We start from the raw sequence: 25,533 nt of genomic DNA on the forward strand, positions 1-25,533 counted from the left end.
AGCGGCCCCAGGGTTTTTGACCGCCGCCACTGGTAGAGGTGCCAGAGCACCGCGCCCAGGGCGATCGCGCCAGCTACCCCGAGCAGCAGCGCCCCCACCCGATCAAAGCCCGCCCGCTGGCGTACCAGCACCAGTGCCGCCCCAAAGCAGAGAATAAACGCCACCCCTAGCACCAGCCCTTCGGTAATCACCAGAGACAGCAACCGCCGGGGCGATCGCAGCACCGAAGGGCGCACTATACCCCCCATAAACACCGAGCCAATTTCCAGCCCGGTCAGCTGATCGAGCTCAGCGGCGGTGATTTGCAGTGCCTGTAATGTCGTGGTCATCGGCCAAACAGTAGTGAAAAGAAAGTGTGAATCACCTGAGAATAAAAGTTGCCCTCCACCTCGCGGAAGAGCTGAAACGGTTGGTCAGGAGAGCCAAAAAAGGGCCGTAGGGTCCAGCCCAGCTGGCTGCCCACGAGGCCGTAGAGCGTCAACCAAAACAGCAGCAGCCGGTTGCGAATTTTTGGCGTATCGTCGGTAAAATTCATCACTGACCGAATGCCTGAATAAAACAGCCGCACCCCAATAAACCCCGTCAGGCCAAAAATGGCCACATTCAGCAGCAAAAAGAAATGGTAGCTGCGAATCGAGACCAAAAAGAAGAGCGTAACCGGCGCAAAGCTAAACAACAGCACGCTAATCACCGACACCGTGGTCAGACTGAGCACCGCATATTGGCGAAAATTAGCTTTTGAGCCAAACAAAATATCGAAAAAGTAGAGTGTTGGCAGACAAATCAGCAGCGTCAGCAGGTAAAGAGCCGGGAGCTTGACCATCGACACCAGCAGCTGTTGCCAGCCACTAGAGGAGCCAATAATGGCCCCATAGACGGCAAAAAATAGCGAACTGACCACCAGCAACGACAAAATCTTAGACCCAATCTTTTTGTCTTGGCGCACCTCTTCTAGAAAGGTGGTGCGATCGCGCAGCAGCAAAATCAACGTTGAGAAATGTTCCATCGGCTTGCTCAGAGAGACAGCGGTTACGGCTTCTACCGAGCATAGCCAACCCCCCGGCCAAAAAAGTCGGATAAGGTCGGCAGTGGGTTTTCGAGCCAGCGCTGTCAGAAGACATTGGCCGCTCTCTGATCTGATAGGGCTGACCTCGCCCCACACACTGGCGATCGCACCAACTGACTAGTGCAGCGTCAAAGCTAAAAATTGGGGTTCCTGTAGGTTGGGTGAAGCGGAGCGTAACCAACGGCAGTCAGCATTGTTGGGTTATGCTAGCGCGCCACCCAACCTACAAACTTAGGCTTGACAGACCACTAGCGTTTGGTGGTTAGGAGAAGGGCGAAGGTTCCAGCGAGTAGGCCCCAAAAGGCGGAGCCAATGCCGAGGAGGGTGATGCCGGAGGCGGTGACGAGAAAGGTGATCAGGGCCGGTTCGCGCTGGGTTTCGTCGCGCAGAGCCGTAAAGAGGCCATTGCCGATGGTGCCCAGCAGGGCGAGACCCGCGATCGCCAGCACCAGCTCTGAGGGAAAGGCGGCAAACACGGCGGCGACAGTGGCCCCAAACAGCCCAATCATCAGGTAGAAAAACCCGGCGGCGATCGCAGCCACATAGCGCCTGCCGGGGTCTTCGTGAGCTTCGCGCCCCATGCAAATGGCGGCGGTAATGGCGGCCAAGTTCAAAGCAAAAGCCCCAAAGGGGGCGAGGATGACGGTGGCGGCCCCCGTCCAGCCAATGATCGGCGAGATGGGTACGTCACCATAGCCCGACGCTTGCAGAACGGCGACCCCCGGCACGTTTTGGGAGGCCATGGTGACAACAAACAGCGGTAGCGCCACGCCAACTAGAGCTGCCAGTGAAAAGCGGGGGGCGATGAAGACCGGCTGAGCCAGTTGCAGACTGACGGTGTCGAACTGGATCAGGTTTTGCAAAGCGGCGATCGCCACCCCCACCGCCAGCGCCACCACCACCGCATAACGCGGATTCACCCGCCGCATGGCCAGGTAGGTACAAAACATGGCGAAGGTCATCGCAAACTGAGTCTGCATGGCCACAAACACATCTAGCCCAAAGCGCAGCAGCACCCCGGCCAGCATCCCCGCTGCCAGCGAGAGGGGAATGCGGTTCATCAACCGCTCAAACCAGCCGGTAAACCCGGCTAGGGTAATCAGTAAACCCGATACCAAAAAGGCTCCAATCGCTTCGGCCATGGGCACCCCCGCCGCTGAGGTGATCAGCAGCGCCGCCCCCGGCGTAGACCAGGCCGTGACCACCGGCGCTCGGTAGCGCAGCGAGAGACCAATGCAGGTTAGCCCCATGCCTAGCCCCAGCGCCCACATCCAGGAGGCGAGTTCGGCGGGGGTAGCATTTAGCGCCTGGGCAGCCTGAAACACAATCACCGCTGAGCTGGTGAAACCCACCAACACGGTGACAAAGCCAGCGATGATAGCCGAGAGAGAAACGTCGCGAAAAATGCCTTGGGCTGCCATGGTCTCAGGTTTTACGTCTGGACTCAGGCTACAGGACTTCAGAATCTCAGGCTCGAATGGGATTACTTTTTTGTGGCGATCTTGTCTCGGGTTGAGACCAGAGCATCTATTCTCAGGTCTTCAAGTGATACTCAAAAGACTTTGCCTGAGATCAAAAAGGTTTCTGAAGAGGGCAATTGTCCTCTCTTCTCGAGGCTGGTTTTGGGCGATCGCGTCCCTAGGGTTTTGACATGGAGTGGTGGCATGAGGCGATCGCAAGTCTCATTTCGGGACTTTGTGGCCTCATTAGTAGTCCTACTGAAAGACGCAAAAGACTGATTTCAGTACAAGTCTCGTTGGCTAGCTGGATGGCAGCCGCATGGGTCAATTTAATGCGCGTCAGGTACCCTTGGGTTGGCGATAGGCGAGCACTCTCTAAAGCTCAGCACCGTGCAATAAGGGCTTGGGTACGCCCTCAAAAAGGCTTGAAAATTTAGTCCAAAATTAGTCCAGATATTTTTCTGTCATCTCAAAACCCTCTTCTGGTTAGGGATTCGGCGACCTGAGTATTTGCATGGTACGCAACTATTCAAAGGGCTCTGGGGCTGCTGAGAGGGCGTGGTAGGCTGAGGGCAAATAGTCTAGGCAAGCAGGCATGGCACTGGTTGAAAGCGCGATTGGCGGCATTGCAGCAACGATTCTAGAAACAGCCCTGCGGGCGGGTGGAGTCGCCGCCAACCAAATCAAAGGTGCCTACAGCGAAACTCAGGCCAAGCAGCAAGCCATCGCCGCCGCGCAGAACTATGTGCAGCGCTACGAAGCCAACCAGTGCCAGGTCAAGGTTATGCCGGGGCTAATGAAAGAGCCGCTGCCCCTCGAAGATATCTACACCGCTGTCAAACTGCTAGACGACGAGAGCATTCAATACTTTGCCGCCGTCGATGATTTAGAAGCCACCTACCGCGCCAAGGGTAGACGCAGCTTTGGCTCTAGCGAATCTCCACGGCAAGACGGCATTCAGGTCGCCAATGCCGAGCAATACCTAATGGTGCTGGGTGGCCCTGGCATTGGTAAATCCACATTCCTGCGCAAAATCGGCCTAGAAGCGCTGCGAAAGCATGGGCAGATTCAGCGCGACTGCATTCCGGTGCTCATTGAGCTGAAAGAGTTGCGGGATGAAGCGGTTGACCTCAAGCAAAAGATCGCCGCCGAGTTTGCCACCTGCGGCTTTCCAGAGGCAGAGGCCTTTACCGAAGCTTCGCTGGCCCAGGGCAAGCTGCTGGTGCTGCTGGATGGGCTAGACGAAGTGCCCACCCAAAACCTCAACCGCGTGGTGGAGCACATCGAGAAATTTGTCGATGCCCACAGCACCAATGCCTTTGTGGCCTCTTGCCGCATCGCCGCCTATCGCGGTAGCCACGGTACTTTCTTTAAGCGCTTTACCGATGTCACCCTGGCCGAGTTTGACGACGAGCAAATTGAGCAGTTTATTCGCCGCTGGTTTCGCTCAGCCCTCGACCTAGAGAGCAGCACCGCCGATAAATATTGGCAACTGCTGCAAAAAGATGAGAACAAAGCCACTAAAGAGCTAGCCCAAACCCCGCTGCTGCTGACCTTTTTGTGCTTGATATACGACCGGCAGCAAATATTGCCGACCCAGCGCAGCACCCTCTACGGTCAAGCCCTCGACATTTTGCTGTCTGAGTGGTCGGCCCAAAAGCGCCTAGAGCACGACCCCATTTATGAAGGCTTTCACCCAGGCCTAGAAAAGGTGCTGCTGGCCCAAATTGCCTACGAAAGCTTTGAGCAAGACCAGCTTTTCTTTCTCAAAGACGACATCGTCCGGCGTATTAGCGAGTTTTTAGCTGACACCCTAGATGCTCCCAAGCACCTGGATGGAGCCGCCGTGCTGCGGGCCATCGAGCGCCAGCAGGGCATTTTGGTCGAGCGGGCCACCGATATTTACTCGTTTTCTCACCTGACGCTGCAAGAATATCTCACCGCCTTTCACATCAAAGAAGAAGGGCTAGAGACTGAGCTGATTACTCACCACCTGACCGATAAACGCTGGCGAGAGGTGTTTTTACTGTTGGCAGGGCTTATGGGCAATAAGGCCATTATCTTTTTAGTAGCCATGGAAACTGCATCCCAAAGCCATATCAAAAAACATCAAAAATTACTCAATGCTATGCGTTGGACAGACAAAAATTCTACTAGCTCTATAGGAGAGTTAAATTCACTAGCCGAGCGATTAGCCATGCTAATAGCTAGAACTAGCTTTGGAGACATTATTAGCATTAGAAATATTGCCAAAGTCAGCGACATTGAAATTCTTAAGGATTTCAGCAAAGCTATTGTTACAAACAAAATTATTCGCACCGCCTTCAATATTTCTAGATCTATTGACAGATCTGACATCCTTGAATTTGGAAGCATCATTGCTTGCTATATGTGCATAGAAAGTGCGATTGCCAGTTCTGCCAACATAGTTGCCGCAAGAATTTTTAATGAACATGGGATCAATTCTGTGCACCTCACAAGCGGCATTCCTGACGTTACGGGTGGAACTTTTTTCATGAGTGACGATGAAAGTGTTGGGATTGAGATACTTTTCTTTAAAAACGTTAATGATATTGAAATAAGCACTCTAATAGATTCATCTGGTGATCCCTCTGCATGGAGCATTGTAGAAAAGCCTGGCAGAAAAAATGTTTTCCCTCGCCTTGATCTTAATGCCTTTGCTAAAGTTTTTTCCAGTCACAGGTTTTCAGAATTTATAGGCAAACTTGAAAGTCTATTTGGAGAAGTGTCTATCAATAGTAGTTCAATGGAAGATCGGAGAAAGCGAACTGATGAGCTTGAAGCAATTTGGCTAAGTACTCTGGATATTGGTCAGGAAGATATAACCTTTGAGAAAGCAGAATTAGGAGCATTAGAAGCTTACCTTTACGCCACAGAGCTTTTACTACGGTGCAAAGCTGCCGCCATTCGCATACCCAAACAAGCCTGGGCCGAGCTAGAAGATCGCTTGCTCACCTACCCCAACTAACGCAAAGGCACCCGGTAAAAAGAAAGCACTACGCCCTCTTGTAAAATCTATGGCCAAGACCAAAGTTGTCAGCATTACGCGCGATTTGTAGAATGGGCAAAGGGCCAAACCCGTGCCCATAGCCCGGATGATGGGCTGCAAGTTGATAGCTGCGATCGCTCCCTACATATCAAACACAACAGGCCGCCGCTTGAACTCACCCCCTGCTTGAGCCAAAACATTGCCGTTATCTGATCCAAAATCAAGGTATTTGTTAAACCCATGGGCCTTTTAGATGAACTCATCCGCATGTTCGTTGAATTCACCTCGTGACCAATAACAATCACTTTCGTGGACGATTTGTATTAGTCCACTCGAAACCGCTCAATATCCTCCGGCTCCACCAGAGGGAACAGGTCTAGATCTTTGTAGGCCTGCTGAAATCGCTCTAAAAGCGCCTGATCCATACCACCGATAGCAACAAAGCCCCTTAATACTATCGCCTCAGCCAAATTCTCAACCTAAAGCGCTAGGCGCTCTTAATCAAGCACCACACTAACGAAACAACCGATACCAAATCCGAGTCACACAACCCGATTCGCAATCGACACCTCGTAGGGGGTATACAGATAGGATTTGGCGTTACTCATGGTGAGACTTAGTAATATTAATGTGAGTCTAGCTATGCTACGCTTGAGTCTCTTTGTGGTTTTTGCAAGCTCTGCGATCGCTGTAGCCCCAACAGCCCAAGAGCTGCCGGGGTTTGCTTTGGGGCATCACGTCAGCGATAACGCACCTACACCTAATTAGATCTATCTACCTAATGTGAGTTGACCGGGTCGGCAATGTACTTGAAGTCGGGTTTAGAGTTCCAAGGGCCGCGCTCATCTTTGCCGTCGCCATTGCTAGAGAGATTGTAGTAAAGCTCTACAGTCTCATCGGGCTGAATATTGCCAAACATTGGGTCGGTGAGTTTGCCCATGGCGTCGAGAGCATTCATAAACATTTTGGTATGAGAAATTTCGCGGGTCAGCAGGTGAGTCAGAGTTTTTTTAGTCCCTTCGTCGGTGGCTAGTTTGATCAGTGACTCATAGGTTTGGCGAGCCCCGGCCTCAGCAGCAATATTTGCCCGCAGATCGCGCACCACATCGCCGCCTTCGTTCAGGTAGCTGGCAGTCCAATTGTTGCCCTGGCTGTCGAGAAAGTGAGGCCCCATGCCGCGTACAGCAAACAGCGTGCTGTTGTAAGCTTCAGTTTGGTCAACGTTTTTGGTGTGAATTTCAATCAGCTTGCCGACCATTTCTAGGTGGCCAAACTCTTCTACAGCGATGTCTTGGAGCATATCTTTAATGCCCGCATCTTCCACATGAAACGATTGCACCCAATATTGGAGCGCAGCAGACAGCTCTCCGGTGGCACCCCCAAACTGCTCTAGCAAAAGCTGAGCAAATACAGGATTGGCTTCATTAACCTGCACGGTATGAACAGGATCTTTCTTGTGAAAAAACATAATTTTCCTTGATATTTTTAGTGGCTTGATTTAGCCAGTTCGTAGTTATATGGTGGCCTTCCCTAGGCTAACCATGCTCTGTAAATGGGTAGACATAGCGATCGCCCCCAGCTGCTATCAGAAATAAAACAGCATCCAAATCAGATCAGAAGATGGTGAGCACCAAAGACTATTCCATCGGAGTCTACGGTTCGCCCTTGCCCAGGTCGGAGATAATAGAGCCTGGTTATCCACCCGAGGCAAGCCCGTGACCCCCGAAAACCCAGACGCGCCAAACGCCATCGAGCATCAGAATGTCCCCGTCGAGCATCGCAGTCTCCACGACTTTCTATATAGCGCCGCTGACGAGCATGCCGCCGCCGCCGCCACCCCACCCATCGCCTCCACTGGCAATGCTCCCCTCTCCATTGCCGACTGGTGCGAGCAAACCCAAGATGCCAAAGTCACCGGGGTCTATGCGGTATGCGATCGCGCTGGTCAAACCCAGTTCATTGGCATCTCCCGCAATATCTCCCTTTCTCTCCGCAGCCATTTGGCCGAAAAAGGGGAAGACGTCTGTGCCCAGGTGGTAGTAGAAACCTTTGGGTTTCCTAGCCGCGAGGCCATGGCCGCCCTGCGAGATGAATGGATTGCAGCCCTGCCCAGCCCACCCCCCGGCAACATCGATGGCACCTGGGCCAGCACCGCCGGTCAAGCCGCCACCCAGGCCATGTCTACCGTCGAACGCGAAGCCTACGAAGCCAAAAAGCTCAAACTCCGCCGCGCCATGGCCGATGGCGCTCTGTCTAAAGAACACGATTTAGCCCAGGCCAACGACCCTAAAACAGACCTAGCCGCCGCCATGACCGATGACAACTGGAGTGCCCTAATTCGCGATCAGACCCAGCAAACCCACTCCTGAGGAGGTTTTTCTGGCTGAAAAACCCTAGCGCTGTTCCCCGATCCCGGCCACCACGCCAGTAGAGTGTGCCAACTCATTACCGTTTGAGGTCTCAATGCGACCGGCTAGCAAGCCGAGTTTGCGCCCTAGCAGGCAATGCTTGCTTAGTTGGAATACTCTCAGCCACTGATCGCAACCTTGGTGCGGCCATAGCCTGATGCCAATGGCTCTTTTCATGAATCTCGTGGCGAGACTCAGTAATCCCCGAGGTAGACCCAAGAAGAGCCGAGCTAGTCTCATAGCAATATTGGCCAGGCGCTTAAGCCTGAGAATCTCGCAATGGCTTGACGGCCAATGGCTCTTCAGTAAGTCTTGGGGTGAGACTTAAAAATCCCTGGAGTGGACCCAATAAGAGCTAAATTGGTCTCATAATAAGATTTGCCCGGCGTTCAAGTCTGAAGGTTCCGCAGTGCTTGTTGGGATGTGGTCGTGTTTTGCCGATTGTTGCTAGCACTGACCCAGAGGCGATATGAGGCGGCTATTTCGCTATAGTGATTTTTCAGGCTCACCACTGCACCCCCATGATCGACACCACAGACCTCAAGCGCGAGCTCGACGAACTCACCAACCGCCTGGGTAAAACCCAGGACTATCTTTGACATTCCTGCCCTCGAAGCCCGTATTCAAGATTTAGAGCAGGTCGCCGCCCAGCCCGACTTTTGGGATGACCAAGCCCAGGCCCAAGGCACTCTGCAAGAGCTGAGCGACTACAAAGCCAACCTCACTCAGCTCACCGACTGGCAGACCAGCCTCGACGACACCGCCGCCATTCTCGAACTGCTGCAAGACGAACGAGATGAAGCGCTGCTCCAAGAGGCCCACGAGACCGTCAGCCGCCTCAGCCACGACCTAGACCAGTGGGAATTACAGCAGCTACTCTCTGGCCCCTACGACAAAAAGGGTGCCGTGCTCACCCTCAACGCCGGGGCAGGCGGCACCGATGCCCAAGACTGGGCCGAGATGCTGCTGCGCATGTACACCCGCTGGGCCGAGCGCCAGGGCTACCAGGTGCACCTGGTCGAAATTTCTGAAGGAGAAGAGGCGGGGCTAAAGTCGGCCACGCTGGAGATTACGGGCCGCTACGCCTACGGCTACCTCAAGTCTGAGAAGGGCACCCACCGCCTGGTGCGAATCTCGCCCTTCAACGCCAACGGCAAGCGCCAGACCAGCTTTGCCGGAGTCGAGATCATGCCCATTCTCGACCAAAATATCGAGCTAGAGATTCCTGAAAAAGACTTAGAGATCAAAACCTCCAGGTCGGGCGGGGCGGGCGGCCAAAACGTCAACAAGGTAGAGACAGCGGTGCGCATTACCCACCTGCCTACGGGCATCTCGGTGCGCTGCACCCAAGAGCGATCGCAGCTGCAAAACCGCGAAAAGGCGATGATCATTCTCAAGGCCAAGCTGTTGATCATTGCCCAAGAGCAGCAGGCCCAGGCGATCGCCGAAATTCGCGGCGACATGGTCGAAGCTAGCTGGGGCGCGCAGATTCGCAACTATGTGTTTCACCCCTACCAAATGGTGAAAGATTTGCGCACTGGGGTCGAGACCACCGCCATCGACGACGTCATGGCTGGAGAACTGGAAGCCTTTATCCAAGCCTACCTGCGCCAAGAAAATCAGGTTCTCCAAGAGCAGACGGTTTAGAGGGTTCAAGGTATAAGGTTTCAGGCCGTAGGGTGGGCAATGTCCACCGGTAACCCTAGTTTTCCTCGCCATTCCCCCAAATGACCGCCTCCATCACCCCATCACTTCCTTTAATCGATTTTTCGCCATTTTTGACCGACGACCCCGTGGGCAAGCTCAAGGTAGCCAAAGAGATCTATCGGGCCTGTCACGAGGTGGGGTTTCTCTATCTCACCCACCACGGCATTTCCCAGTCGTTGCTAGACGAGGTCTTTGCGCGATCGCACCAGTTTTTTGCCCGGCCCCTGGCCGACAAACGGGCGATCGCCTGGGCTAGCGAGGTCAGCAACCGGGGCTATATCGGCCTAGAGCGCGAGCGCCTTGACGAGACCCAGCCCGGCGATCTCAAAGAAGCCTTTAACCTGGGCCGAGAGCTAAGCCCCGATCAGGCCGCTGCCCTGGGTATTGCCTGGGTCAAAAACCCCTGGCCCGCCGGAGACGATGCCTTTCGCACCACCATGATCGACTGCTTTGACACCTGCGCCGTCGTCGCCGAAAAGCTCTTTCGCGCCTTTGCCCTGGCCCTGGCCATGCCCGAGGAGTTTATGGCCAGCCGCCACCGCACCCAGTGGTATACCCTGCGCCTGCTGCACTACCCGCCCCTGGCCCGCCCGCCCAAGCCGGGGCAAATTCGCGCTGGGGCGCACTCTGACTACGGCACCCTCACCCTGCTGTTTCAAGACGAGGTGGGCGGGCTAGAGGTGCTCAGCGCCCAGGGCGAATGGTTAGCGGCCCCGGCTATTCCCGGCGCGGTGCTGGTGAATACGGGCGATCTGACCGAGCGCTGGAGCAACGGCGTGTTTCGCTCTACCCAGCACCGGGTGGCCCTGCCCCAGGCCGACAAGGCCCACCGAGATCGCTACTCGATTGCCTTTTTTTGCGAACCCGACGCCGATGCTCTGATCGCCTGTCTGCCCACCTGCCAGGGGCCAGACAACCCGCCCCAGTACCCGCCCATCACCGCTGGAGACTATCTGCTCAGCCGGTTGCAGGCTACCTACTGACCCAACCGACGATTCTCCTGCCGCTCATCCCAAAAACCGGTAGAGTGAATGAAGTCTGCACGCCGCACTGCAACCGCCGCCATGGGTCAGCCCTCTTCTGTCGAGCCACCAGTCGAACCCTCTGTCGATCAGCCGGCCTCAGCCGCCGAAGCCCCCCCCAGTTTTGTCAAACTGGCCATGCGCAACATGGTTAAAAAAGGCGGTAAGTCGCTGTTTCACTTTTCGCTCACCGTGACGGCGCTGCTGACGCTGCTGGTGGGCCTTGCCTACCTGACGCACTAGCCATGACTGCGATCGCCCTAGAGATAGCCCTAGATGCCGACCATCCCCAGGCCGATGGGGTAACCGAGGCCGAGTGGCAAGCCTGGTTTAGCCAGTGGGGCCAGCACCTGGCCATTGAGGGAGCCATTGAGGGGTCTCCGTTGGGGGCCTACGAGCTAGCGCTCAAGCTCACCACCGATGCCGCCATTGCCGAGCTTAACCAGGTCTTTCGCCAGGTAGAGGGGCCGACAGATGTGCTCTCCTTTGCGGCGATCGACCTAGACTTTCCGGTGGCACCCGATCTGCTGGCCACCGAACCCCTCAACCTGGGGGACATTATCATTTCCTTAGACACCGCCACCCGCCAAGCTGCCGAGGCCGGCCATTCCCTCCGCTGGGAAACCGTCTGGCTAGCAGCCCACGGCTTTTTGCACCTGCTCGGCTGGGATCACCCCGACGACGCTACCCTGGCAGCAATGCTGGCCAAACAGAGCGAATTGCTCGCCCTCGTCGGTTTAAATTCGGAAAAAGTAGGCTAGATTGGGCCTGATTCTATCTCTACGGTACGGTGTAGGGGCCTACTGCCCCAACGACTACATACATTAACTATCTATGACCCTCTACAGCGAAAATTCAGAGTCGGTGGTGCCGGTAGCTGAGGCCAACCTCAGCCCGGTAGCCCGATCGCTCTCCTGGCGAGTGGCCACCAACCTGCTGGTCAGCTTCAAATATGCCTGGCAGGGGGTCAGCTACGCCTTTCGTACCCAGCGCAACTTTCGTATTCATGTCACGGCAGGCAGTCTGGCGGTCAGCTTGGCGATCGTCCTGCGCCTCACCCCGGTAGAGCTGGCGGTGATCGTGCTCACCTGCGGCATCGTGCTCACCATGGAGCTGATCAACACCGCCCTTGAGTCGGTGGTCGACCTGACCGTAGAGCAGACCTACCACGAACTTGCCAAGATCGCCAAAGACTGCGCCGCCGCCGCCGTGCTGATCTCAGCGCTGGTGTCGGTGTCGGTAGCGGTCTGCCTGCTGCTGCCGCCCCTGGTGCGGCTGTCTTCCTCCCAGCTTTAGTCCTGCTCGCTTGCCCCCGCCGCTATGATTCTCATCATCGACAACTACGACAGCTTTACCTATAACCTGGTGCAGTACCTAGGCGAGCTAGGGGCCGAGCTGCCCGTGGCCGCTGACCTGCGGGTGTTTCGCAACGATGAGATCACTGTGGCTGAGATTACTGCTCTCAAGCCTGACGGTATCGTCATCTCCCCCGGCCCCGGCACCCCCGACGACTCCGGCGTTTCTCTAGAGATTATCGAAAAGCTCGGCCCCACCATCCCCATTCTGGGCGTGTGTTTGGGGCACCAGAGCATCGGCCAGGTGTTTGGCGGTAATGTCGTGCGCGCGGCCGAACTCATGCACGGCAAAACCTCCCCTGTATTCCACACCGGCAAGGGCGTGTTTGCGGGCCTAGAAAACCCCTTTCAGGCCACCCGCTACCACAGCCTGGTGGTCGATCGTCCCACCTGCCCCGCCGTACTTGAGATTACCGCCTGGGTCGAAGACGGCACCATCATGGGCGTACAGCACCGCGACTATCCCCATATGCAAGGGGTGCAGTTTCACCCCGAGAGCATTTTGACCGAGGCGGGCCTGCAAATTTTGCGAAACTTCCTGCTGTCGATTCCGGTACCCGTCGCTGCGTAGGGCATTGCCCATATTGGATCGGGCCACACAATCAAAATCTACAGTTTCTCCAGGGTTCTCAGCCATGATCGCTGCTAAAAGCCCAGTTCGCTGGACCACTAAAGACATCGAAGCGCTCCCGGAAAACGAGTGGATTCGCTACGAAATTATTGATGGAGAGCTGTTTGTGACGCGATCGCCCCACCACAAGCACCAGCAGCTGGCTGGTCGCATTTTTGCTGCGCTGGATGATTGGGCATTGACCTCTGGCCACGGTGAAGCGTCCATCATGCCAGGGTTAATTTTCTCAGATGCCGACAATGTTTCGCCTGATGTGGTCTGGGCCAGCGATGAACGCATTGCCCAAACGCAAGACGAGGCCGGTCACTTTCAGGGCGCACCGGAGCTGGTTGTGGAAGTGCTATCGCCCGGTAAAGCCAACGAAGATCGCGATCGCTCCGCCAAGCTCAAGCTCTACTCTATCCAAGGGGTCTTGGAATACTGGATCGCTGACCGCACAGCCCAGCGGATTGAGATCTACCGTCGCGAGCAGGCTCAGCTAGTCTTAGCAGCTACCCTTTTAGATCAAGACACGATTACCTCAGACCTGCTACCAGGATTTGCGTGCGAGGTGGCCCGCCTGTTTGCAGCGCGAACGTGAGTCGACAGCTAAAAAGCCTCTTGTGGCAAGACTTTGAGCTCAGGTTACTTCAGCCAGATTCCCGTTCCCACGAGAATGACGAGCAATTCTCCAGGGTCATGAATAATGCAGGCTAGGGAGGTTTCCCCAAAAAACGCCCCCCGAATCTGTGGATTCGGGGGGCATTTTTTCGATCTCCGAAATCTATGCGCGCACCGCAGCCCGCTTCCACTCGGTGTGGTAAGTGCCCTCTTTGTCGGTTCGCACGTAGGTGTGGGCACCAAAGTAGTCGCGCTGAGCCTGGGTCAGGTTTTGGGGTAGGCGATCGCGGCGATAGCTGTCGAAGTAGTCAAGCGACGCACTAAAGGCCGGCACCGGAATGCCGAAGGTTGCCGCCATAGCGATGACTTCCCGCCAGGCGGTCTGGCGATCGAGAATAGTCTGCTTAAACTCTGGGGCCAGCAGCAGGTTGGCCAGGCCGGGGTTCTCATCGTAGGCATGTTTGATCTTATTTAAGAAGCCAGCGCGAATAATGCAGCCCCCTTTCCAGATGCGGGCGGTTTCGCCCAGATTGACGTCGTACTCGTAGTGCTTCGATGCCGCCCCAATCAGGGCCATGCCCTGGGCATAGGAGCAGATCTTTGAGCAGTAGAGGGCATCGCGAATTTTGTTCACCATTGCCTTGACATCGCCATCAAAGCTGACCGTGGGGCCGATCAGCTCCTTCGACGCCGCCACCCGCTCGGCTTTGATCGACGACAAAATTCGCGCATTCACCGCCGCCGTAATCGTGGGAATGCCCACCCCCAGCTCCAGGGCGCTCATCACCGTCCAGCGGCCAGTGCCCTTTTGGCCCGCCGCGTCCATAATTAGCTCCACCAGCGGTTCACCCGTGTCTTCATCCAGGTTGGTGAAGATGTCGGCGGTGATCTCAATTAAGAATGAGTTCAGCTCGTCGGTCAGGTTCCACTGGCTAAACACCTCAAACAGCTGGTTGTGATCGAGGCCCAGCACGCTCTTCATCAGGTCATAGGCTTCGGCGATCAGCTGCATGTCGCCATACTCGATGCCGTTGTGCACCATCTTGACGTAGTGGCCCGCGCCCCGGGGGCCAATGTAGGTGACGCAGGGGCCGTCATCGACCTGGGCCGCAATTTTTTTGACGATGGGCTCGATCGAGTCGTAGGCGGCGCGGGTGCCGCCGGGCATCAGGCTGGGGCCGAGCAGAGCGCCCTCTTCGCCACCGCTCACACCCATGCCGATAAAGCGCAGGCCGGTAGATTCGAGATCTTTAGTGCGGCGCTCGGTGTCTTCGTAGAGAGAGTTGCCCCCATCCATGATCATGTCGCCGTCGTCGAGCAGGGGGCGGAGCTGGTCGATCACCGCATCTACTGGCCCGCCCGCTTTCACCATCACCAAAATGCGCCGAGGTCGCTCAAGGGACTGCACAAATTCTTCGAGGTTGTAGGCGGCTACAACGTTCTTGCCCTGGGCGCGGGTGGCCATAAATTTTTCGGTCACGGCGGCGGTGCGGTTGTACACCGACACTGGGAAGCCTTTGCTTTCAACGTTGAGGGCCAGGTTTTCGCCCATGACGGCGAGGCCAATTACACCAAAACTCTGTGCCATATCTATCTCTCGGTAACGGTTCGGTCAAAAGTCAAAAACGGAGTCTGCTGCCAGCGGAGCCCTAGGGAGAACATTCTAGGGAGAAGTGTGGGGTGGGTCGGTTAGGGGGACGTTAACGCACTGTGGGATATCAATGGAGTACCGACCGGATCAAAACTACCCACCAAAACTGTCAACAGACTAAACAACTTTTTCCAGATGACCATGCACCCAAAGGTTTTCTTTAGGTGTTGCGGTTAAAAGCTAAGGATTCGTGACCTATCGGGGCCGGTCATCTACCCCAGAGTAAGATTTTGACGTCTCGGGGCTGTTTGCCACTCACCCCGCCGCCCCCATTGAGAAGCTGCTGGCGCTGAAAGCAGAACTGATGAAGGCGACGGTTTGAGGATGGTGAGGAACCGTAATATTTCCCAAATTTTGTAGCCCCTGAAGCTGTTGAATTTGGAAAGTGCCGTAACAATGGCGTTACGTTGTGACGTTCTCTCTAACTAGCGATGAAACTTCCCTCTTGTCCTACATGGGTGGCTCTGGCCATGACGGCTGGGCTTTTGACTGCGGCTACGTCTGCTAGCGCCTACTCTGGTTGTGCGTTCTCTAAGCTGGGGTCGCCTGAGGTAACGGCTGCGGGTGATGGCCCCAGCGGTTGGCTGAGCGCCTCTCCGGACAGCAATGCCCTGGGGGCAGCCCTGGGTGGATTGGGGGCGATCGCCGCTCTGCTAACCGGTGGTACGGTGCTGCTGCGTCAGCGCCATCTAGCTCAAGAGTCGGCAGCAAATGCTGCGGCTCTGGCTGCCGAGGCCGACCTTGGCATCACTGCCGAAACTGTTTTGCTGGCTGAGACTGCCATACCTGCGATCGCTTCAGTCGACTCAACCGAGTCTGACCTAGTTGCCGGTCTGCGTCGCTAGATCAACCTTGCCTGTGTTTGACATCTCCTTGAGTAGCTGAATTGGAGCTGGCCGTTGGTCAGCTCTTTTTTTGGCCTTGTACCTCAGCCTGTAGCCAGGTCAGGTAGGCGGGTAACCCGGCCACGATGGGGAGGGCGATGATTTCGGGCACCTCATAGCTGTGGGCCAGTTTGATCGACTCGCTGAGTCGATCAAACTGGCTCAGATCGGTTTTAATCACCAGCTGCCATTCAGATTCGGCCTGCACTTGCCCCTGCCAGCGGTAGGTCGATCGCACGGGGTAGACAGTCACACAGGCGGCAAGGCGAACCTCCACCAGATGGCGAGCCAGGCGATCGGCCTCGGCCTCAGAGCTAGCGGTGACTAGCACCACGCCAAGATCTGCGGTCATGGCTAGGCAATGCGATCGACAAAGTGAGACAGGTTGAGGGTTTCTCTCGCCGGGCGGTGGGTCCAGCGGGTTTCCCCCTGAACCGCTTGGTAGAGGTAGGCCCTGGCCTCGGCGGGCAGCACCGACTCAGTAAACTCAGTGCCATCGACCACCGCTGACTTGAGGGAGGCTTCGCCCAGGTGAGCGCGAGTGAGGTCAGCCCGCGACAGATCTACTCCATCTAGAATGCCGTTCCACAGCACTGCTCCAGTGAGGTCGGAGCCGCTGAGGTCAGCTCCCACCATGCTGACCCCGCGCATGGTGGTGTGGGCCAGATTGGCCGAACTCAGGTTGGCCTGGTTGAGGTTGGCGCCGTTGAGTTTAGCCTCCTTGAGGTTTACCCCAGCCAGGTTCATGCCGTGGAGATCGACACCATTGAGCCAGGCACCCTCCAGATTGGTAGCCTCCATGCGGGTGCGCTCTAGATCGGCACCGCTGAGCCGCGCCCCCGTCAGGTAGGCCCAGGAGAGATTGGCTCCGCTTAGGTTGGCACCCCGCAGATTGGCTCCGGTGAGGTTGGCACCGCAGAGGTTGGCACCGCGCAGATCAGCCTGGCGCAGGTTGGCATGGCACAGGTCGCAGCCGCTGAGCTGAGCGTTGCGCAGATCGGCCCGCACCATAAACGACCCGCGTAGGTTGGCCTTAGTGAGGTCGGCCTGAGCCATGTGGGTTTCGCTCATTTTGGCGAAGCTCAGGTTGGCCCAGTTGAGGTCGGCGTAGTCGAGATTGGCCTGGGTGAGAAATGACCGACTGAGATCGGCACCCTTGAGGTTGGCACGACTGAGATCGACCTCAACTAAAATGTGGCGACTAAAGTCGGCCCCGGCCAAACTGATGCCGGCAAAATTGCGATATCCGGCCTCATAAAGCTCAAGAAAATACTTAATGTGCATAATGCTACGGTGGTGAGCTGGGGAAATGCCAGACTCACGGGGGGCTATCAATGGCACGGCACGATCCCAAAATCGGGTCAGTGGTCTAGGCAGGCAGTATAAGACAGTATAAAAACAGCGACAAAAAATGAGTTTATGAGTGAAGTTAACGCTTCTTTAACTAAGGAAGGAGAACATAAGTTTACGGTTCAAAATGTGATTAATTATTTTTTAACACTTGTTATCTTGAGGGCTATCTCTGGGGTCAGAGCGCTATGAATACAGGTTATTGGCTTTTCTAGAGGCTAACAGCCTTCGTTGCTGATGGTTGATAATTTAGTGAGAAACTTTGCACTTGAGCAGGTATGAAAAGATTTGTTTTTTGGACTCTCTGGCTAGGGTTTGTTTTGTATGCATTTATACTTGCACCCCCCGATCGCCCCGACACAGCCGATCTCATTCTGCGCCTTTCCACCGGAGCCTGGGAGGGCATTAACCCTGTTGTTGTGGCGCTGTTCAACGCCATGGGCATCTGGCCGATGGTCTACGCCGCTGTCGCCCTAGTCGATGGTCAGGGTCAAAAACTGCGGGCCTGGCCCTTTGTGGTTGGCTCTTTTGCGGTGGGGGCCTTTGCGCTGCTGCCCTATTTGGCTCTGCGGCAGCCTAATCCCAGCTTTGGCGGGCAAAAAAGCGCCCTGCTGCGCCTGACCGAGTCGCGCTGGCTGGGGGCTGGGCTGGGGCTGGGGGCGATCGCCCTCGCCGCCTTTGCATTACTTAAAGGAGACTGGCCCGACTTTTGGCAGCAGTGGCAGACCAGCCGCTTCATTCACGTGATGTCGCTAGACTTTGTGGCCCTGTGGCTGCTGTTTCCGGTGCTGCTGCGCGACGACATGGCCCGTCGGGGGCTGCGGCAGCCCTGGCCGATGGCGGTGGCGCTGGGGTTGCCGCTGGTCGGAGCCTGTCTATACCTGGCCCTAAGGCCGCTGTTATCAGAGGGGTCGGCGGCGATGGAGGAGCTGCCAAATAGAATTTCTGGTCAACTGTGAGGTTTGAGTTTTGTCCCTACTCAAAACTCAAACCTCGCAATGCTTGTGCTCGGCCCGCCTGCGCCGCAGCGTTGCCATCAACTGTTGGGTAGAGAAAGGCTTGATCACAATATTGTCGGGGGCTACCAGATCGCGGAGATCTTGGCCGTGGAGGCGATAGTCGGCGGCTAGGAGGATGGCCTGCGATCGCCGTTGGTCAACGGCCTTGACGAGGGCGGCGGTGTCGGTTTGAAAGTAGTCGGCATCGATTAAGACCAAATCGACGGGGGTTTGTCGCAGAGTGGTGAGCAGGCCATGGGGAGTAGTGGCTAAGCTGGTGCTCCAGCCCAGGCGATGCAGCCCCTTTTGCAGCAGTGCTGCCAAACGAGCGCGGTTGGCGGTCACCAGCACATGGGTGGGGTTGCTAGACCCAGAGGGATGCGTTCGCCCCCTCATCAGGGCGGGTTCAGGATGCAGAGGTTCGGTTTGCAGCGATCGCCGCCGCCGAGTCAGCACAGGAGCTGGGGTGGTGGGCAGCAATAGGCCTGACATCATGGCAAACCACCTTACAGAGAACACAGTTAGAGCACGGTTTGGGGAAGGGCTATGGAGCCGTTCTACCCAGCTTGCTGCCCAAAAGTAACACCAGGGTTTCAGCTGGGCGGGGCCAGGGGCAGCCGCAGGGCTACCTGGGTACCCTGGTGGATCTGGCTGGTGACGATAATGTGCCCGCCGTGGAGGGTAATAATTTGCTGGACAATGGCCAGGCCTAGGCCAAAACCGCCCGTTTGACGCGATCGCGCCGCGCTCACTCGGTAAAACCGCTCAAAAATATGGGGCAAATCTGCCGCCGGAATGCCGCTGCCAGAGTCTTCGATGCGCAGCAGCGCCCACCGGGGCTGGGTGGTCAAGTGCAGCCCAATGGTGCCCCCGGCGGGGGTATAGCGGCGGGCGTTGTCTAGTAGATTGAGCACCGCCTGGCGCAGCAGATCGGGCTCGCCCCGCAGCCATACCGAGGTGGCGGGCAGGGTGGTGTCAAGGCGAATGGCTTGGGCCGCCAGCAGGGTGGTGTAGTCGGCCACGATAGGCTCCAGCACCGTGAGCAGATCGAGGGGTGGAGCCGCCTGCCAGGGGCGATCGCCCTGGTGCCGGGCCAAAAACAGCAGGTGCCCCACCAGGGTGCTCATCCCCTCGCCGATCTCAGAAATGGTTTGCAGGCAGGCTGTCTGTTCTTCCGGTGAGGTGGGCTCCATGAGCCCTAGCTGGGCATGGCTGATCACCGCCGCCAGCGGGGCACGCAGCTCGTGGGAGGCGTCGGCGGTAAACTGCTGGAGCCGCTGGTAGGCACTGTGAATCGGCTCCATGGCCATGCCGCCCAAGGCCCACCCCGCTACCGCGATCGCCGCCAGGGCCAGGGGCACCCCCACCGCTAAAAACCAGCGCAGCTCTTGCAGTGGCTGGGTCACCGGGTCAAGGGCTGTTGCCAGTTGCAGGTAGCCCAGCACGTCGCCATTGCGGTACACCGGCAGGGTGAGCTGCCGAAGCGGGGCGGCATCTCCCCCGGCAGTGGCCCCGGCAAGGGTTTGAAAGCCCATGTCGGCTTCGAGCAGCGGCGGTGGAATCGCCCCTAGAAACTGCAACAGCTGCTTTTCGGGGGTGTACCAGCGGGCAAACACGACGGTGGTATCGAGGCGAATGGCGTCACTGCCCAGCAGGGGGGCGTCTTCGAGATCAATGCGGCGGCGATCGCCATAGCTAATCTCTTCTACCCCAGAAGCGATCACCTGGCTGGTTTCGTACAGGGTTTGATCAAAGCTGTCGACGCGATCGCGGGCTTCGCGGGCGTAGAGCAACCCCGCAAACACCACCAAAATGCTGCCCATCGACACCGTAAACCAGCGGGCCAGATTTAGTCGACTGCGCTCAAACATGGGGGCTGCCCTCCGGTGGGGCCAGCCGATAGCCCATGCCATAGACCGTTTGCAGCCAGTCTTCGGCGCTGAGGGCTTGCAGGCGCTGGCGCAGACGGTGTATCACCATGGCCACGGCCTTGCTTTCGGGCTGCATGTCCCAGTCCCACAGGGCCTGCTCGATCTGGTCGCGGGTCAGCACCTGCTGGGGGTGGCGCAGCAGGTATTCCATCAGCTGAAATTCGCGCCCTGAGAGGGGCACCGTAGCGCTGGCGCGCTCGAGGACGAGGGTGTTGAGGTCGAGGGATAGATCGCCCAGGCTGAGGCGATCGCCCTGCCACAGCGGCGACCTGCGCCCCAGCGCCCGCACCCGCGCCAGCAGCTCCGTCAGGTTGACCGGCTTGACCAAATAGTCGTCGGCCCCGGCATCGAGCCCGGCCACCTTGTCTTGAATGGTGTCTTTGGCGGTGAGAAACATCACCGGGGCGGTCTTGCCTAGGCGACGATAGTGCTGGCACAGCTCAATACCGGTGATGTCGGGCAGCATCCAGTCAAGCACCAGCAGGTCGTAGGGGCGATCGCCCATGAGCTGCTGGGCAATGTGGCTGTCGGCCACCGCATCGACCCGGTGATTGGCTTTGATCAGAGCCTGCTGCAGCGGTTTAAGCTGGGCTAGATCGTCCTCAACCAGTAAGATTTTCATCGTGGGCAGTTCTCTACGGGCTAGCCATACCGTCAAATTATGTACTTTACCCCTCGCGATGCCATTCCAACCCCTAGGCCGCTGGCTAAAAATTAGTCTCCAATTTGGGCTGCCCATGGTGCTGACCGGTGTCGCCGTATGGGTGTACAGCGGCTGGTTTACCGACCGGGTGCTGGGCCACACCCACGGGGCCACCCTAGCCGTAGACATTACCGGAGCCCAGGCGGTTACGGTCTCCTTTAGGGTCAGAGTGCTCGCCCTCGACGCCGAAATCGACCGCCAGTCTCAGATTACCGAGGTTTCGGTCCGCACCAGCGGCTCTTCTCTCCAGGAAATGGAGTTTGAATACCCCCTGGTAGAGTACGCTGACATCGAGCAGGCCATCGCCCAAGACCTGGGCCTGACCCCAGAGACCGTGCGCGCCCTGATTCGCTACCGCATTGATTGAGCGAGGTGAGGGAGATAAGGTTTGAAGGCTTAATTTTGAGCGTTTGTTGTGCCCAAAGCGTGCGGCAGTGCTGCATGCCGGTATGAACCTACCCGATCCGCCCTCACCCTAGCCCTCTCCCCATATCCCCTACCCCCGCTGCCGCCATGCTTTGCAAGCGGCTGAGAGTGCGCTGCACCGAGGTCAGACCTTGGCGATCGCCCTGGGCCTCTAGGTAAGCGCTGGCCCGCTCTAGGTCGGCGATCGCCCGCGCCTGATCGCCCTGGCTCTGGTAGACGGCGCTGCGGTAGCAGTAGGGCAGGGCAATGGGGTCGCCGCAGGCGATGGCATCGCTGTAGTCGCGCACGGCCCCCTTGAGATCGCCCAGCTTTTGCAGGGCGCTGCCCCGGTAGACGTAGGCCATGGGCAGGTGGGGCTTGAGGGTAATGGCCTGGGTAAAGTCGGCGATCGCGGCGGGGTAGCGGCGCTGCTCTAGGCGTAGCCAGCCCCGGTTGCAGTAGGGGGCAAACAAGCGCGGATTTTGGTCGATGGCCTCTGTCAGATCGGCCTCGGCAGCATCGAGCTGGTTGAGCTCGAGCTGGGCCACCCCCCGGTTGTTGAGGGCAATGGCGTGGTCGGGTGCCAGGGCGATCACCTGGCTATAGTCGCTGATGGCACCGGGCTGGTCGCGCAGGTCGTGGCGGGTGGTGCCCCGGTTAAAGAAGGCCGTCACATCCCCTGGGGGAATCACCGGATCGTGGAACCGCTGCATCAGCGCCTGCACCACCGCCGGTTCGGCGGTGCGCAGTTTAGCCTCCAGATTGGGAATGGCCGCACTCTGGGTGGGCAGGGCTTTGAGGCCGACAATGGCGTAGGTGCGGTCGGCGGGCGCAGTGTTGCCGCTGTCGCACACCAGGTAGCTCTCTGCCGCGCCCATAACCCGAAACTTGAAGCGATCGGGGTAGTTTTCCCGCAGGGGCAGCAGCTGGTTTAACGACGCCTTGAGCAGCTGGAGCTGGCTCGACTCGGTGCCCCAGCGCTGGCTGATGCGCCAGGTCAGACGGCCATCATGCTGGTCGCCCCGGTGGCACCAGCCAATTTCGAGCTGGCCGCCGCGATCGAGCAGCTGGGTAAATTTTTTCAGCAAGCCATCGTCAATGGTGACATAGCTGGCCCAGGGCCACACCAACAGCACCCGCCGCTGGGCTGAGTCAAGAGCCTGCTCAAGCGCCTGGCGACTGGCCAGGGGCTGGGGTTCGGTGGCCGTCGTCACCGGCAGATCCAAAATCCAGGCCGGGCTGGGGGCCGGGGTAGCCTGGCGCAGCTCCTGGAGGTCAGCCTCGGTCTGCTGCACTCGCTGAGCTAGCTGTACCAGCGCCTTGCGGTTGGTGGTAGAAGCAGGAATGTTGCCCAGGTGTTCGGCCAGGTGCTGCTGGCGGTCGGAGAGCGATCGCGTCACCCCTTCTAGCTGAGCAACCTGGGCTCTCACCTGGCCCAAATACTGCGACACCACCTGCTGGACATGCTCCTGGGTGTGGCCGGCGGTAGCCTGGCGATTGACCTGCTGTTGCAGATGTTGCACTTCGGCCATCAGTCGATCTAGATCGGCGGTATTGACCTGGGGGGTATCGTTGGGCATGCCGCTCACCGTCCCCACCGGAATTTTGGTCAAGGCTTGCTCCAGGCGGCCCTGCTGCCGGGTAATCTCTTTGACATGGTCGACGAGACGGCTAAACTCAGTCTGGGGCACCAGGTGGGCGATCGCCTTGATCATTTCTGCCATTTCAGCCCGCTGGCGATCGGGTGGGGGTGTCTGGGGCAGGTCTTGCCACCGGCGTTCCATCTGTCCCACCGCATCTTGCAGCTGGGTCGTCAGGGTACGGGTCTCAGCCCGCAGGTTTTCGAGACTGACCCGAGTTTGCATCAGATCAGTCTTAACGTGAGAAAGCTTTGCTTCATCAGCCTCGACTCGGACGACAGTGGCTAGCCGCTGCATATAGGTGCTGAGGTGCTCAAGGCTAGCCTGGGTCGTGGTGGACTGATCTTGCAGCTGGGTAATCTGTCGCTGCACAGGCGCTAGATCGGGCGTTTGCAGCCCTTCGATCTGCTCGTCAACATGAATCTGCAGCGCCTTGAGTTTGTTTGAGAAACGAATGAATGAATGGTTGTTGCGATCGAGCACCGCCCGCTGAAAGTTGGTCAGCGCCTCGGGAGAAGGTAGCGCCGTCACCTGTTTGCTCAGATTGGTGATGCGACGACTAGTTTGCCGGTGCTGGCGCACCAGTTTTTCTTGGGCGTCTTCTAGCTGCTGCTCAACCCGGTTGCGATTGAGCAACCCCACCGCCGCCAACACCGTTAGGGGGGCAGACGCCAGGGCCACATTTTGCGCCGCTACCGAGGCGATCGCACCGACGCCAGAACCCACCACCAGAGCCTTTTCGGCCCTTGTCAACCAATGATTATCAGCCACGTTAGTACCCCTGATGATCGAACACGCTGGGCGTTGCGGTGACTGAGGGGGCGTCAGGGGGGCTACACCGCTACTGTTTTAATCTTCAGAGGGCGATCGCGCCATCAGGATAGTTTTGCATCGCCTCCACCCAATGCTCTCCCGGCGGGCCGCCTCGTACCGCATCCGAATTCCATACCCCCGGATTCTCAACTGGCCAACCTGTAGGGGCGCACAGCTGTGCGCCCTGCTGAATCGGGGGCAGACTCAGCCACCCCAACGCGAGCACCGACCTTGGAAATCAGCTGAGCTAAACTACAGCGGCGGTGGCCAGATAGCCCAGCGCTTCGAGTTTGGCGATCACCTGGGCGACGCTTTCTGCGACGGTTTGCTGGTCGGTGTGGCAGTGCACCTCGGGGTTGAGGGGGGCTTCGTAGGGGTCGCTAATGCCGGTGAACTGCTTGATTTCGCCTGATCTAGCTTTCTTGTAGAGACCCTTGACATCGCGATCTTCGCAGACAGAGAGGGGGGCATCGACAAAGACTTCGACAAAGTCGCCGATGCGATCGCGCACCGTTTCCCGCGCTTCGCGGTAGGGCGAGATCGCCGATACCAGCACCACCACCCCGTTGCGAGTCAGCAGGTGAGAGACAAAGCCAATGCGGCGAATGTTTTCATCCCGGTCTTCTTTGCTAAAGCCTAGCCCCTTGGTGAGGTTGGTGCGCACAATGTCACCGTCGAGCACCTCCAGCTGACAGCCTCGCTGGCGCAGTTCAGCTTCTAAGGCCGTAGCAATGGTCGACTTGCCCGAGCCGCTCAGACCCGTAAACCAAATGGTGACCCCGCGCTGTGCTGCTGCCATTAACCTAACTCCTAATACCGGCCTACCGGCCCTAACTGCACTATAAATTAAACCACTTACCGGTCACCCACCCTAGCCGCCAGCTTTTTCTGCCCCTTGCGACTGCCAAACAGGTGAGCGTATACGTAAGTCAACTCACCCCCCAAAAAGAAAATCTGGCTGGTGAGGTAAATCCACAGCATCAGCACCATGACACCGCCGACCACGCCGTAGGAGCTAAACCGGCTGCCCAGGCTAATCACACTATTGCTGATCAGCTGTTGCAAAATGAGCCATAGCACTGCCGTAAACAGCGCCCCTAAAAAGACATCTCGCCAGGCCACCCGGGTGCTGGGCAACGTTTTGTAGAGCACCATCACCACTATGGTTAGCGTCACAAACGAAATGCTCAGGCGCAGCGACGACAGCAGCTGCACCTGGTCAAGACCGACCACCATCACCCACTGGTTTACCCCTTCCAGCAGACGACTGACGGTGTTAAGGGCAATATTGCTCAGCAGTGACAAAAAGATCAGGCTGGTGGCACCCATCACCAGCAAAAACGCCAACAACCGCCGCCATACAAAGATAAACGCTACTTCCCCAAACCCATCAAAGCGGTGGTGCCGAGGCTTGGTATGCCAAATTTTGTCAAAGGAGCGGCTCAGCGCCCCAAAAAAACCGCCGGAGGTAAACAGCAGAATGCCAAAGCCTACAATGCTGGCGCTGGTGCGGCCCGTGTAAAACTCAGTCAGCGTCGCCTGCACCAAGGGAAAGGCGTCGGGGGGCAGGGTCTCTTGGGCAAAGTTAAGCACCGCATTGTAGGCATCGGTGCTGGGGCCAATCAAAAAACCCACAATGCTCAGCGACACCAAAATCATCGGGAACATCGAAAACAGGCCGTAGTAGGCCAGCGCTGCCCCCATTTCGAGGCAGTCGTCCTGCTGCCACTTCATCAGGGTGCGGCCAATCAACTTTGTCCAAGCTGAATGCCTGACCCTATGCTTCAAAAAATTGAGCATGGCCGCGATCGCTAAGTTAATCCACTGCTGGGCTAGTTCCCGAGACCATTGCCATTGTTCAAACCGTGCCAGTCGCCTTCTCATTGTATCGACCCTGTC

Annotated in this window: 24 protein-coding genes; 12 read left to right on the top strand and 12 right to left on the bottom strand. The window is 57.4% G+C overall.

What is annotated here, in order from left to right:
• Nucleotides 1-325: 325 nt before the first annotated feature.
• On the bottom strand, nucleotides 326-1,006 hold the full coding sequence (locus AC0QKW_RS07760; RefSeq protein ID WP_473150488.1) for an actin-binding WH2 domain-containing protein: 681 nt from the start codon (nucleotides 1,004-1,006) through the stop codon (nucleotides 326-328).
• Nucleotides 1,007-1,314: 308 nt separating this feature from the next.
• Nucleotides 1,315-2,487 carry a benzoate/H(+) symporter BenE family transporter gene (locus tag AC0QKW_RS07765; protein WP_473150489.1) on the bottom strand — a complete coding sequence of 391 codons (1,173 nt, stop codon included), beginning with the start codon at nucleotides 2,485-2,487 and terminating at the stop codon, nucleotides 1,315-1,317.
• A 634-nt stretch (nucleotides 2,488-3,121) separates the two neighbouring features.
• Between AC0QKW_RS07765 and AC0QKW_RS07770 the strand changes: the two genes are divergently transcribed.
• Complete coding sequence (locus tag AC0QKW_RS07770; RefSeq protein ID WP_473150490.1) at nucleotides 3,122-5,515, top strand: NACHT domain-containing protein; 2,394 nt, start codon at nucleotides 3,122-3,124, stop codon at nucleotides 5,513-5,515.
• A 799-nt stretch (nucleotides 5,516-6,314) separates the two neighbouring features.
• Here AC0QKW_RS07770 and AC0QKW_RS07775 read toward each other — a convergent pair.
• Nucleotides 6,315-7,004, bottom strand: a complete 690-nt coding sequence (locus tag AC0QKW_RS07775) for a manganese catalase family protein (RefSeq protein ID WP_473150491.1) — start codon at nucleotides 7,002-7,004, stop codon at nucleotides 6,315-6,317.
• Nucleotides 7,005-7,251: 247 nt separating this feature from the next.
• On the opposite strand from AC0QKW_RS07775, the gene AC0QKW_RS07780 reads away from it, so the two are divergent.
• The 8 genes from AC0QKW_RS07780 (at nucleotide 7,252) to AC0QKW_RS07815 (ending at nucleotide 13,239) form a co-directional block, all read left to right on the top strand.
• Nucleotides 7,252-7,905, top strand: a complete 654-nt coding sequence (locus AC0QKW_RS07780) for a GIY-YIG nuclease family protein (protein WP_473150492.1) — start codon at nucleotides 7,252-7,254, stop codon at nucleotides 7,903-7,905.
• A gap of 560 nt (nucleotides 7,906-8,465) precedes the next feature.
• A protein-coding gene (gene prfB, locus AC0QKW_RS07785) for a peptide chain release factor 2 (protein WP_473150493.1) occupies nucleotides 8,466-9,591 on the top strand; the annotation gives its coding sequence in 2 pieces (ribosomal slippage) (nucleotides 8,466-8,540 and nucleotides 8,542-9,591; 1,125 coding nt in all).
• An 80-nt stretch (nucleotides 9,592-9,671) separates the two neighbouring features.
• Nucleotides 9,672-10,634, top strand: a complete 963-nt coding sequence (locus AC0QKW_RS07790) for an isopenicillin N synthase family dioxygenase (protein ID WP_473150494.1) — start codon at nucleotides 9,672-9,674, stop codon at nucleotides 10,632-10,634.
• 81 nt (nucleotides 10,635-10,715) lie between these two features.
• On the top strand, nucleotides 10,716-10,916 hold the full coding sequence (locus AC0QKW_RS07795) for a DUF3285 domain-containing protein (RefSeq protein WP_473150495.1): 201 nt from the start codon (nucleotides 10,716-10,718) through the stop codon (nucleotides 10,914-10,916).
• A gap of 2 nt (nucleotides 10,917-10,918) precedes the next feature.
• A complete protein-coding gene (gene ybeY, locus AC0QKW_RS07800) occupies nucleotides 10,919-11,434 on the top strand; it encodes an rRNA maturation RNase YbeY (RefSeq protein WP_473150496.1) in 516 nt (171 codons plus the stop codon).
• Nucleotides 11,435-11,507: 73 nt separating this feature from the next.
• Nucleotides 11,508-11,969 (top strand): diacylglycerol kinase family protein, encoded by a 462-nt coding sequence (locus AC0QKW_RS07805; protein ID WP_473150497.1) that lies wholly within the window; start codon nucleotides 11,508-11,510, stop codon nucleotides 11,967-11,969.
• A gap of 24 nt (nucleotides 11,970-11,993) precedes the next feature.
• Entirely contained in the window at nucleotides 11,994-12,599 is a 606-nt protein-coding gene (locus tag AC0QKW_RS07810) for an anthranilate synthase component II (protein ID WP_473150498.1), read from the top strand.
• A 64-nt stretch (nucleotides 12,600-12,663) separates the two neighbouring features.
• Nucleotides 12,664-13,239 carry a Uma2 family endonuclease gene (locus AC0QKW_RS07815; RefSeq protein WP_473150499.1) on the top strand — a complete coding sequence of 192 codons (576 nt, stop codon included), beginning with the start codon at nucleotides 12,664-12,666 and terminating at the stop codon, nucleotides 13,237-13,239.
• A gap of 183 nt (nucleotides 13,240-13,422) precedes the next feature.
• On the opposite strand, the gene gndA is transcribed toward AC0QKW_RS07815, so the two are convergent.
• Nucleotides 13,423-14,847: an NADP-dependent phosphogluconate dehydrogenase gene (gene gndA / locus AC0QKW_RS07820; protein WP_473150500.1), complete on the bottom strand. Its 1,425-nt coding sequence runs from the start codon at nucleotides 14,845-14,847 to the stop codon at nucleotides 13,423-13,425.
• Between the two features lie 494 nt (nucleotides 14,848-15,341).
• Between gndA and AC0QKW_RS07825 the strand changes: the two genes are divergently transcribed.
• Nucleotides 15,342-15,755 carry a hypothetical protein gene (locus AC0QKW_RS07825; protein ID WP_473150501.1) on the top strand — a complete coding sequence of 138 codons (414 nt, stop codon included), beginning with the start codon at nucleotides 15,342-15,344 and terminating at the stop codon, nucleotides 15,753-15,755.
• A gap of 58 nt (nucleotides 15,756-15,813) precedes the next feature.
• Here the strand turns inward: AC0QKW_RS07825 and cutA are convergent, their stop codons facing one another.
• Both cutA and AC0QKW_RS07835 read right to left on the bottom strand, forming a co-directional pair.
• Nucleotides 15,814-16,146: a divalent-cation tolerance protein CutA gene (gene cutA, locus AC0QKW_RS07830; RefSeq protein WP_473150502.1), complete on the bottom strand. Its 333-nt coding sequence runs from the start codon at nucleotides 16,144-16,146 to the stop codon at nucleotides 15,814-15,816.
• 2 nt (nucleotides 16,147-16,148) lie between these two features.
• Complete coding sequence (locus tag AC0QKW_RS07835; RefSeq protein ID WP_473150503.1) at nucleotides 16,149-17,135, bottom strand: pentapeptide repeat-containing protein; 987 nt, start codon at nucleotides 17,133-17,135, stop codon at nucleotides 16,149-16,151.
• Between the two features lie 287 nt (nucleotides 17,136-17,422).
• Here AC0QKW_RS07835 and AC0QKW_RS07840 point away from each other — a divergent pair, with 287 nt between their 5' ends.
• Complete coding sequence (locus tag AC0QKW_RS07840) at nucleotides 17,423-18,103, top strand: DUF2834 domain-containing protein (RefSeq protein ID WP_473150504.1); 681 nt, start codon at nucleotides 17,423-17,425, stop codon at nucleotides 18,101-18,103.
• 27 nt (nucleotides 18,104-18,130) lie between these two features.
• Here AC0QKW_RS07840 and AC0QKW_RS07845 read toward each other — a convergent pair whose 3' ends face one another.
• The 3 genes from AC0QKW_RS07845 to AC0QKW_RS07855 all read right to left on the bottom strand — a co-directional run bounded on the left by AC0QKW_RS07845 (nucleotide 18,131) and on the right by AC0QKW_RS07855 (nucleotide 20,695).
• A complete protein-coding gene (locus AC0QKW_RS07845) occupies nucleotides 18,131-18,637 on the bottom strand; it encodes a response regulator (RefSeq protein WP_473150505.1) in 507 nt (168 codons plus the stop codon).
• Between the two features lie 98 nt (nucleotides 18,638-18,735).
• A complete protein-coding gene (locus AC0QKW_RS07850; RefSeq protein WP_473150506.1) occupies nucleotides 18,736-20,013 on the bottom strand; it encodes a sensor histidine kinase in 1,278 nt (425 codons plus the stop codon).
• A complete protein-coding gene (locus AC0QKW_RS07855) occupies nucleotides 20,006-20,695 on the bottom strand; it encodes a response regulator transcription factor (protein WP_473150507.1) in 690 nt (229 codons plus the stop codon). The genes AC0QKW_RS07850 and AC0QKW_RS07855 overlap by 8 nt, the downstream gene beginning before the upstream one ends.
• Before the next feature lie 58 nt (nucleotides 20,696-20,753).
• Here AC0QKW_RS07855 and AC0QKW_RS07860 point away from each other — a divergent pair, with 58 nt between their 5' ends.
• Nucleotides 20,754-21,143: a hypothetical protein gene (locus AC0QKW_RS07860; RefSeq protein WP_473150508.1), complete on the top strand. Its 390-nt coding sequence runs from the start codon at nucleotides 20,754-20,756 to the stop codon at nucleotides 21,141-21,143.
• Nucleotides 21,144-21,246: 103 nt separating this feature from the next.
• Here the strand turns inward: AC0QKW_RS07860 and AC0QKW_RS07865 are convergent, their stop codons facing one another.
• From AC0QKW_RS07865 to AC0QKW_RS07875, 3 genes are all read right to left on the bottom strand, one after another.
• Nucleotides 21,247-23,592: a tetratricopeptide repeat protein gene (locus AC0QKW_RS07865; protein ID WP_473150509.1), complete on the bottom strand. Its 2,346-nt coding sequence runs from the start codon at nucleotides 23,590-23,592 to the stop codon at nucleotides 21,247-21,249.
• A gap of 289 nt (nucleotides 23,593-23,881) precedes the next feature.
• Nucleotides 23,882-24,433 (bottom strand): adenylyl-sulfate kinase, encoded by a 552-nt coding sequence (gene cysC, locus AC0QKW_RS07870; protein ID WP_473150510.1) that lies wholly within the window; start codon nucleotides 24,431-24,433, stop codon nucleotides 23,882-23,884.
• 56 nt (nucleotides 24,434-24,489) lie between these two features.
• Nucleotides 24,490-25,386, bottom strand: coding sequence for a YihY/virulence factor BrkB family protein (locus AC0QKW_RS07875; RefSeq protein ID WP_473150511.1), 897 nt, complete (start codon nucleotides 25,384-25,386; stop codon nucleotides 24,490-24,492).
• Between the last annotated feature and the right edge of the window lie 147 nt (nucleotides 25,387-25,533).

The sequence above is a fragment of the Pseudanabaena sp. PCC 9330 genome (genome assembly GCF_055795045.1).